Origin of the sequence: uncultured Campylobacter sp., assembly GCF_937949835.1 — a bacterium.
GTDB lineage: Bacteria > Campylobacterota > Campylobacteria > Campylobacterales > Campylobacteraceae > Campylobacter_B.
The window spans coordinates 1-2,348 of the sequence record NZ_CALEDC010000284.1; the positions used below are offsets into that span (position 1 = coordinate 1).

At 41.2% G+C, this 2,348-nt stretch carries 2 protein-coding genes and 1 pseudogene; all 3 read left to right on the forward strand.

Annotated elements, in window-relative coordinates; all coding sequences use genetic code 11:
• Positions 1 to 467: pseudogene (locus Q0256_RS06350) on the forward strand (hypothetical protein); the annotation flags it as partial.
• A gap of 119 nt (positions 468 to 586) precedes the next feature.
• Positions 587 to 1,498, forward strand: coding sequence for a hypothetical protein (locus Q0256_RS06355; RefSeq protein ID WP_297961286.1), 912 nt, complete (start codon positions 587 to 589; stop codon positions 1,496 to 1,498).
• 280 nt (positions 1,499 to 1,778) lie between these two features.
• A complete protein-coding gene (locus Q0256_RS06360) occupies positions 1,779 to 2,327 on the forward strand; it encodes a hypothetical protein (protein ID WP_297961289.1) in 549 nt (182 codons plus the stop codon).
• Positions 2,328 to 2,348: the final 21 nt, after the last annotated feature.

Here is a 2,348-nt window from a genome sequence, read left to right on the forward strand (position 1 = left end):
TGGACGCGAGGAGGGCAAATTTAAGCGCTTTAAATTTGCAAAATTCTGCGCAGCAGGGCAGTAAGCAGATGTCAAATTTTAAATTTCAAAGCCCGGATCTGCGCGGGAGTGATGCAAATTTAAACCGCCAAAATGCTTCAAATTTGAAAAATACCGTGCAAATTTCAGCTCGCGATGTAGATAGGGATAGCGTAAATTTAAAGCCTGAAAGAAACGGCGCCGCGCAAAATTTTATAAATTTAGCGGCCGAAAGTCCTGCCGAAAATTCCGCGCAGTATTTGAAAGAGAAGGCGAGCGAGAGCTTTGAGATCATCGGCTACGGTAAGGCCGGTATCGCCTATATCGCGTCGAAATTTCGCTTTGAAATTCTGCTGCGCGCTAGCTCGCACGTGCCGCTGATTAACGCTGCGCGCGCGCTTGAGCATCTGCCCGTCGAGATCGATATGGATCCCGTAAACTTCGGCTAGACGGAGCTTTTAAAATTCGAGCGAAATTTTATTCGTCGCGGACGCTTTTTTGCAGCATCTGTTTGCGGGATGGGCTAAAAAAGAGTGGCAAAATTTCGGGTAAAATTTAAGGAGACGATTTGAGCGATAATTTAGATGAGCTAAGAGGAGCCTTACGCGGAAGTCATGCAAAGGCGCCTCGCAGATCGCAGACAGATAGTGATAAGCCTGATGCTTGCGATCTGAATTTAAAACTAGATGGCTCGGAGCTTGCAGATGATAGCGCAGAAACGTATACCGACAAGGATGCGAGCCTTTCGAGCGAGGATCAAACCATAATCATAGATTATGACAGAGCCCCATTAATCATCACGGATCATCTATATCGCGATTACGTTAAATATCAATTCCCTGCGATGTGCTGCGTATTTTTAATATTTTTGTTTTTTGCCGTCATCGTGGTGGGGCCGCCAGAGCTAGGCGTATTGCAAATGTTTATCCTAGTGCCCTTGCCGCTCATAGAGGCAGCTAGGCGCGAGGGCGAAGCATATTTCGTGATGACGAACTCCGCCGTCGCGTATTATAAAAAGGGCGAAATTGTGAAATTTTTTGAGCTACAAAAGATCGGTGCGATGGCGGTTAGCTTCGATTGCAGATGGAATTGGAAGCAGCAAATGCCACTAGCCCTTAAGATCGTTATCGTCGTTTGGGTTTTACTCGCGCTTAAGTTTGGCGGAGACGACGAAAGCGTGAGTGTTAATATTAGAAATATAGTCTGCATTTTTACTATGGTACTTACCTTGCTTTACGGCTCTAAGATATTTATGCATCTACATAATGGCAGCCTCGGATTTTTCGGCATTCACGATCAGCTCGTGCTATATAAAGAAAACGCCAACGTCGATATAATGAATATTTTGATGGCAAACAAAGATGAATATGTGCAGCTACGGGAGTATTTCTTAGCCGTGCTAAATGTCGATATAGACGAGCTGCGGCGCACGATGTCGGTTTTCGATGAAAAGATAGAATTTAAGAAATTTAAATTCTAAATCGGTGCGTTTGAGGGTTTGTTTGCAGGAACAAATATAGACTCCGTGAGTTTTGGCTAGGCGTGCAGTTAAGCGAATTTTATTCACATAAGTTTTGCTCGTAGAATTTACATGATACGACTATAAATTTTACGTATTGTCATTCTTATATCCGATTAAAATCAAAATATAATATCAAATTGCAAATGCGATTTAATCTTAACGGGATATAATAAGCCATCGCTCTTTTTGAAAGAGGCAAAACTATTTGCACCGATATAGAACATAGAAAGGCGACAATTTGAAAAAACTACTTAGAAATTTTATGATTTTTGTAGGTTTCATCTTTATGCTATATACCTCTTATTTTCTATATTTTTATTCTAAAAGAGCCGAATATGCGGCTATTTTATTGCAAAAGGCGCTTAGGTATGAAGAGGAATTTTTTAATGAGAAAACACAAAATTTAGACCCGTCTGAGCAAACCAAGCTACGGCATGAGTTTGAAAAAGAGAAATCAAAGCTAGAAAAATATTGCAGCGATGCCATAATAAACGGCGAAAATGGTTATTGCAAGGTTTATTATAACCTCGATTTCGACTATATCCATTTCTACGACGGGCGAAATCAAGATATCGCGCTGGGCTACGACCTTGATAATGAAAGCATCGAGTTTTATAAAAAGCTATCAGATCACTATGATTACAAAGGCAAAAAATGCAGGTCGCGCAGGGTGTATAGCGAGCACCATGCGACATTTGCGATTGATAATTTTGAGTATGCGACATTTTGGTTGGGAGATCATGGCGAATTTACCCTAAAAGATCCATACATTCATGAGTGTGAATAAAAGTGATCGGTAATTTAAACA